3 protein-coding genes are annotated in these 8,350 nt (G+C 43.2%); 2 read left to right on the forward strand and 1 reads right to left on the reverse strand.

Annotated elements, in window-relative coordinates; genetic code table 11:
* Positions 1-61 precede the first annotated feature (61 nt).
* Together OOZ15_RS06735 and OOZ15_RS06740 are read left to right on the forward strand one after the other, a co-directional pair.
* Positions 62-499 (forward strand): DUF1896 domain-containing protein, encoded by a 438-nt coding sequence (locus OOZ15_RS06735; RefSeq protein ID WP_265955218.1) that lies wholly within the window; start codon positions 62-64, stop codon positions 497-499.
* Complete coding sequence (locus tag OOZ15_RS06740) at positions 486-5,801, forward strand: N-6 DNA methylase (protein WP_265955220.1); 5,316 nt, start codon at positions 486-488, stop codon at positions 5,799-5,801. Before OOZ15_RS06735 ends, OOZ15_RS06740 begins: the two co-directional genes overlap by 14 nt.
* A gap of 34 nt (positions 5,802-5,835) precedes the next feature.
* Here the strand turns inward: OOZ15_RS06740 and mobC are convergent, their stop codons facing one another.
* Positions 5,836-7,836 (reverse strand): conjugal transfer protein MobC, encoded by a 2,001-nt coding sequence (mobC, locus tag OOZ15_RS06745; RefSeq protein ID WP_265955221.1) that lies wholly within the window; start codon positions 7,834-7,836, stop codon positions 5,836-5,838.
* Between the last annotated feature and the right edge of the window lie 514 nt (positions 7,837-8,350).

The following is an 8,350-nucleotide window of genomic DNA, read 5'->3' on the forward strand; positions in this document are numbered from 1 at the left end:
TGAAGGACTTTACTCCCTATTCTAATTTAGGCTTCAAATAAAATTTCAAACAAAACACCATATGGACACACCACAAAAAGACCTGTCGTATTTCAAGTTACAATTAGAGGAACTATTACATGCCAGCTTCCCGGAAATAGCCTGGGATACCTCCTTTATTAACCAACGAGCTTCTTGGGCTGCCAATGCTTATGAAGGAGCCTTTATTGCCGGAAACTCCATAGAGCAATGTAATGAAATAGCTGATTACATCCTTTTTGAAGGCCTGCATTTTTCCAAATTCGATACTGTTTTTCAAGTGGTCTGTAATGAGTTTGACACTGTTATGGCCGATGAGGAATTACGCCCTTTTGCCATCAGAATGCTTTCGGTCTGTGAGCCGGTATTCAATACCTATGAACTTACCGATGATTTTGCCTACAGTACGGATTATGAACTGCTCTATACGGAATTGACGGGAGCCATAGCCATCTGGATCGAGGAAAATGGGCTTCAATAAGCGTTACCATCTCAGGCAAAACATCGAAGCCCTGAGGCTCGCTTTTAAACTTGAAAAAGAGAAACGGCAGGCCAGTGTAGGAGAAAGAATGCTCTTGGAAGAATACAGCGGATTTGGTGGTCTTAAATTCGTGTTGAACCCCATAGCGAATGAAACAGATATCAACTATTGGCGGAAAACCGAGCACGAACTCTTTCCACTTACCCAGGAACTCCATCAACTGTTAAAAGAAAATGCCAAGGACGAAAAGCAATACCGAAGGTATGTGGACAGTATGCGCAGCTCTGTATTGACCGCATTCTATACACCGCCACAGGTCATCGAAGCTATTTACACTACATTGCGTGATAGGGGTCTGAACATTGACAATTTTTTGGAACCCTCCGCAGGTGTTGGTTCATTTATAGAATCCCTTTCAGAAAACCAATCGGCAAATGTTACAGCTTACGAAAAAGACCTGCTTACTGGCAAGATTTTAAAGCAGCTTTATCCTGAAAGTAACATCCATATCAGTGGTTTTGAAGAAATCCCCGAAAGGGAACAAAACAGTTATGATGCAGTAGCCAGTAATATCCCTTTCGGGGATACGTCCGTTTTCGACCTTTCCTATTCCCGAAGCAGGGACACGGCAAAAGTACAGGCCGCCCGAAGTATCCATAATTACTTTTTCCTGAAAGGAACCGATATGCTCCGTGAGGGTGGTTTGTTGGCATTTATCACTTCGCAAGGTGTTTTAAACAGCCCTAAGAACGAACCCATACGCAGGGCATTGATGCAGAACAATAATTTGGTTTCAGCCATTAGACTGCCCAATAACCTGTTTACGGATTATGCAGGTACAGAAGTCGGTAGCGACCTGATTATCCTACAGAAGAATACAGAAAAACAAAACCTGACCGAAACCGAAGAACTGTTATGCCAAAGCAAACCGACACAGTTCAATACTCCGGGCAATGCTTTCTTTCAGGACAATACAAGGATTATCCATACCGACCAAAAATTGGATACCAATCCTTACGGAAAGCCTGCCCTGATCTATACCCACCGTGATGGCGTAGAGAGAATTTCCAAAGACCTACAAAAAATGCTTTTGGAAGATGTTGCCAAGCGTCTGGACATTTCATTGTACAAAGGAGAAAAGAATATTGAAGCTGTGGGCAATGTTCAGGCAACACTGACAACCGCCACGACTTTAAAAACAGAAGCCATTCTAACACAAAAAAAATCACAAACTCCTTCTACAAAAGCAACTGATGCCCCTATTACATCCCAAGGTGTACAATTGAGTATTTTTGACCAGCTTGAAAACCCCATAGACGAAGCAGTTATATCGAACAATCAAGCCGTCTTCAAACAAATAAAAAACAAAAACACCTCCCGAAAAAAAGCATCCGGCAAAAAAAAGGAAACTTTTGGAAACCTGTTTTCGGGAATGACCGATAATGGTCAGACAGGAAAACCAACCGTTACCAATACTGCTCCCGAACCGACCCCATATACGGGAGAACTGAAAGATTTTTACCGCAATGAATGCCTCGTAACGGATAAAGGAATTGTGGGTTACCTGAAAAATATTGATATAGATAGGGGAAATGCGATGTTCCACCCATTGCGGTTGCCGTCTTTACAGAAATCTAAGGCACAGGCCTATATCGAAGTAAGGGATGTGTACCTTAACCTTTATCAAAAAGAAGCTGAGGAGCAGACCGAGCAACAGGAAGCACGGAAAAAACTCAATGAACTGTACGATGCTTTTGTAAAACGCTATGGCAATCTGAATCGTGCCGATAACATCAAACTCATCAAAACCGATAGTGCCGGAAATGAAATACCTTATCTAGAACGTGTAGTGGGCGGTGTCATCCATAAAGCCGATATTTTCCAGCAACCGGTCAGTTTCTCCACAACGGCACTGGCCGCTGGGAATCCCGATGAAGCATTATCTGCTTCCCTTAACCGGTACGGAACCATTGATCTGGAATTTATGTCCCAAATAAGTGGAATGTCTTCCGATACCTTGAAAGAAGAACTGCACGGGCGCATTTTCTACAACCCTTTAAAAAAGGAATATGACATTGCTGAACGTTGGATAGCGGGCAACGTGGTGGAAAAAGCCCAAGCAGTAACAAAATACATAGAAAACCACCCTGCCGATACCGAGACCAAAGAAAGCCTCAAAGCCTTGGAGGAAGCCCGTCCAAGGCATATCGAGTTTGAAGAACTGGATTTTAACCTTGGGGAGCGTTGGATACCTTCCGGGGTTTATGCCCGCTTTGCTTCCTACCTGTTCAATACAGAGGTAAACATCCATTATTCGGAAAGCACGGACGATTTTTCGATTTCCTGTACTGGCAAGAACGTCCATATTTGGGAAAAATATGCCATACAGTCCCAAAGCCGTACCTATGACGGTATCGTGTTATTGAAATACGCCTTGATCAATACCACGCCCAATATTACCAAAAAGGTAACTGTCGGTGACAAAGAGGTAAAAGTCCGGGATATGGAAGCCATACAGATGGCCAACACCAAAATTGACGAGATACGCACGGCTTTTAGCGATTGGCTCCACGCTCAAAACGATGATTTTAAAAAGCGGTTGACCGATCGGTACAACGATACGTTCAATTGTTTTGTCCGTCCGCAGTACGATGGCAGCCATCAGGAATTCCCGGGACTTGACCGTAAGACATTAGGTATTGAAGATTTGTATGCCAGCCAGAAAGATGCCGTATGGATGCTGAAGCTCAACGGTGGTGGTATTTGCGACCACGAAGTAGGTACCGGAAAAACACTGATTATGTGTACGGGCGCACAGGAAATGAAACGGTTGGGGCTGACCCATAAGCCGATGATCATCGGATTGAAAGCCAATGTCCACGAAATCGCGGAAACCTATCGCAAGGCCTATCCCCACGCCAAGATATTGTACCCCGGAAAGAATGACTTTACCCCGAAAAAGCGGTTGCGGATTTTTGGGGATATCAAAAACAACGATTGGGACTGTATCATCCTTACCCACGATCAGTTCGGAATGATACCACAATCCCCGGAAATGCAGAGGGAAATTCTGGAAGCCGAACTGCAAAATGTAGAGGACAACCTTAACGCATTGGAAGCACAGGGAAAAGAGATTTCAAGGGGGATGCTCAAGGGCGTGATTGTCCGTAAACAAAACCTGGAGGTCAAGCTCAAAACCTTGGAACACGACATCCAAAACAGAAAAGATGACGTTGTGGATTTCAAGATGATGGGGATTGACCACCTGTTTGTGGATGAAAGCCATAAGTTCAAGAACCTGATGTTCAATACCCGCCACGATCGTGTTGCCGGATTGGGCAATATGCAGGGAAGCAAAAAGGCACTGAACCTGCTTTTTGCCATCAGAACGATACAGCAACGTACCGGAAAGGATTTAGGGGCTACCTTCCTTTCGGGTACGACCATTAGCAACTCGCTCACGGAACTGTACCTGCTCTTTAAATACCTTCGTCCAAAAGCTATGGAGAAACAGGGCATCAATTGTTTTGATGCCTGGGCTGCTATCTATGCAAGGAAGACCACGGACTATGAGTTTTCAGTTGCCAATAATATTGTCTCCAAAGAGCGTTTCCGCTACTTTATCAAGGTTCCGGAACTGGCACAGTTCTATTCGGAAATTACCGATTACCGCACGGCCAAAGATATTGGTATAGACCGTCCGGAAAAGAACGAAATCCTCTACCACATCCCGCCAACACCGCAGCAGGAAGTCTTTATCGACAAGTTGATGCAGTTTGCCAAAAATGGGGATGCGCGGCTACTGGGCAGACCACCATTGAATGCCCGGGAGGAAAAGGCTAAGATGCTTATTGCCACTAACTATGCCCGAAAAATGTCGCTGGATATGCGGATGATCAGTAGCAAATATGAAGACCATCCCGATAACAAGGCTTCACACTGTGCTAGTACCATTGCCCAATATTATAACAAATTCAATGGGCAAAAAGGGACACAGTTTGTATTCTCCGACCTCGGAACTTATAAATCCGGGCAGTGGAACGTGTACTTAGAACTGAAACGCAAACTCGTGGAAGATCACGGCATCCCTGCCCACGAGGTTCGGTTTATGCAGGAAGCCAAAAATGAAAAACAGCGGAAAGCGTTCATCAAGGATATCAATGAGGGAAAGATAAGGGTCATTATGGGTTCTACCGAAAAGCTGGGCACGGGGGTAAACGGACAGAAACGGGCAGTAGCCCTCCATCATTTGGATATCCCGTGGCGACCAAGTGACTTGGCACAACGGGACGGGCGTGGCATACGTACCGGAAATGAGATCGCCAAACATTTTGCGGACAATAAGGTAGCTGTGTTCATTTATGCCGTGGAAAAATCACTGGACAGTTATAAGTTCAATGTATTGTTCAACAAGCAGCTTTTCATCGACCAGTTGAAAAGTAATAACCTGGGCAAACGCACCATTGATGAGGGAGCGATGGACGAGAAGACCGGTATGAACTTTTCGGAGTACGTGGCCATCCTTTCCGGGAACACGGACTTGTTGAACAAAGCCAAACTGGAAAAGCAGATGGCAAGCCTGGAAAGTGAGAAGAAGAGGTTCAATCGTTCCAAATTCAGGTCGAAGTACAAACTGAATGATCTGACACAGATGCTTGAATCTGCCCAAAATAGGCTCAAACGGATGAGCACCGATTGGGAAAACCTGCAAGGTCGTGTACGGAAACACCCGGACAGCACCCTTTTAAACCCTGTTCAGTTGAACGGATTACCGCCCAATGCCGATGTCAAACAGATCGGCGCTAAGCTCAATCAGGTTGCGGACAAAGCACGCACCGGAGGGCAGTATGAAGAAATCGGTAGTTTGTATGGCTTTAGCCTGCTGGTAAAAACCGAAATGTCCAAAAAAGAAGGTATGGACATAAAGGTCAACCGTTTTATGGTACAGGGAGAGGGCAATATCAAATATACCTACAACAATGGGATTATGGCAGGTGACCCTAAATTGGCGGTGAGGAATTTTCTAAATGCACTGGAAAAGATCCCCGGTTATATCGAAAAGGAACAAAAGAGCATAGCGGAATTTCAAAAAGACCTTCCCATCCTTCAGGAAGTGGTGGGCGGTGTGTGGCCCAAGGAAGAAAAACTAAACGAACTGAAAACGGAACTGGCAGCCGTTGAAAGGAAGATACAGTTATCCATTGCCCCTGAACCTAAAGAAGACGATGAAAACCAGGAAGAAACCATTACGGTTAATCCTACTGCCCAAGAAAAATCTTCTGTAGGGTTAAGAGCTATGTAATCCCAAAAAAGCTATCATTAAATCAGCTTTTCTATTACTCTTGCTGTACCAAGTGTTGCAAATCCGGGTCATTCTTGATACGTTCCATTTCGGTTTCAATGATGTGTACAATATCCCGTTTCACTTGTCGGTAATTGGCTTCTATTTCCTGTTTCATACGGTCTTCCCCATTTTCATCAGTAAAAGATAAAATCTCAGGTATCTTTTTATAGGCTTTGGTTTCGGCGGCCACTTTTTCGTTATCCACTACAATTTCAGCATGAAAGATCTTTTGTTCAATACGTTCGTCGAAGTTGTCCGAAACGGCGCCCACAAACATCCCTTGCGTTAGGGTTGAAATTTTGGAAGCTGGAATAAGGCTGTCCAGTTGTGTGGATATGGAAGTGGACTTGTCATTCCGGTTGATGGTCATACTCTGGCGTTTCTGCAAGACCTTACCGAATCGTTCCGAAAGGCTTTTTGCAGTTTCACCGACCACTTGTCCGCTAAAGATATTGCCAACGGTATTTTGGATGACCTTACTTTCTTTGTCTCCATAATCACGTATAAGTTGAGAGAAATCCTGAAAGCCCAAACAAACCGCTACCTTGTTGCTACGGGCGGTTGCGATCAGGTTGTCCAGTCCCCTGAAATAGATTGTGGGCAGCTCGTCGATAATGACCGAACTTTTTAATTGCCCTTTCTTATTGATGAGTTTAACAATCCGCGAATTGTACAGGCCCAAGGCAGCGGAATAGATATTTTGACGGTCGGGGTTGTTACCTACGCATAAAATTTTAGGTGCTGCAGGATTGTTGATGTCCAATGAAAAATCATCACCTGTCATTACCCAATAAAGCTGCGGGGAAATCATCCTTGATAAAGGGATTTTAGCAGAAGCAATCTGCCCTTGTAACTGGTCTTGTGCCCCACCTTTCCATGCATCCATAAAAGGCGACAAGTAATTTTCCAGTTCAGGGTAAGAAGTAAGGATGGTGAATACATCCGCATACTTTTTGTTCAATAGCTCTATGGCGTGGGGAAAGGTGCAAAACGTTCCGTTTTTGTATATTTTCAAAAACCATATAATCGCTGCCAAAAGGATTATTGGGGATTCCACAAAGAAGTCGCCCTGCTTTTGTATCCAACTACGGTTTAAATTAAGCATAATGGTATAAGCCGCTTCGTAAGCATCCGATATGTCCGTCATAAAATCCGGGTTAAGTGGATTACAGCGATGGCTCCGTCTCGGATTATCAAAATTGATGACATAAAATTTCGGCGGTACTTTGTACTTATTGCTGTGTTTCAGTAAATGGTTGTAGGCGATGGTAGAAAGGTCATCAAACTTAAAATCGTAGATATACATGGAAAAACCTTTCTCAATGTGCTGTTTGATATAATTGTTGACAATAGCATAAGACTTCCCTGAACCCGGGGTTCCCAATACAATGGTTGCCCTGAAAGGGTTGATCACATTGATCCAACCGTTGTTCCATTTTTCCTTGTAATAAAACTTCGTAGGCAGGTTGACCGAATATTCGTTTTCCATCAACCTGATTTCCTGTTGGAAACTCTCATTTTCGTTATTGAAGACATCATCCATTAGGTTGTTACTCAACAAACGCTGCATCCAGACACCTGCCATCAACAAGGCTATATAGCCGAAAGCGGTAGTTAGGATATAAAGCAAAGTAGCCATTCCCATTGATAAATTCAATAATGAAGTGTTTAGGAAAAACAGTATAAAACCTATGGCTAAAGCGGTGTAGATTTTTGGCCAGATAATCTTTTCATTCTTTACCCCTTTGGTTCCCAGACAGCTTAAAGCCAACAATACCAATGCAAAAATTTTGGTATAGAGTGTATGTGAAAACAGTCTGGCTGTCCGGTTGAAATTGGTCAGTATCTTACCGATGAGTTCCAGTGTCCATCCACGTTCGGCAAAGAAGCCGTAACAGAACCAATAAAAGTGCATCAACATAATCAATATACTGACCGCACGCATAAAGGCCATTATCTTGGCAAGTCCTCTTAAATCATCCTCTCCCTGCATTTTAAACTTTTAAAATTTAGGCGTGAATGTATGGGTTATTGGTTGTGGTTAATGAAAAATAGTAGTGTTTGGCGTTGGTTGGCTTTCTTTAATTAAGTTAGGCCTGTTTTTAAAACAGATCTCCCATGGGATCCCCTTGGGGTAGTTGTCAATCATCATTTTAAGTTTTGCGCCTATGTTAACTTTTCCCAACTAGTGCGGAGCAATCAAAGGAAAACATCCTTTGTTCTTATATTTTATACCATTTTGTCCTCGCCGCTAGCTTTGGCCTTATAATCTTTGACATGAAAGACCTTTGATCTAGGCTATATTTTTTCATGGTTTATATTTTAGCTACATGTTTACTACTGTTTTAAAGCCTGTTTTTCGATTTTTACTCCTTTCCGTTAAAATTAAAACGAATAATTATACCCAAAAGTTAGGGTGAGTTCATTAATGTTTCCGGTTGGGATGGATTTAAACGTTTGTATGGTATTTAGATTAAAGTTGTGCTTTTCTTTCCATGTATAATTGG

Origin of the sequence: Galbibacter kalidii (assembly GCF_026241135.1) — a bacterium.
Lineage (GTDB): Bacteria > Bacteroidota > Bacteroidia > Flavobacteriales > Flavobacteriaceae > Galbibacter.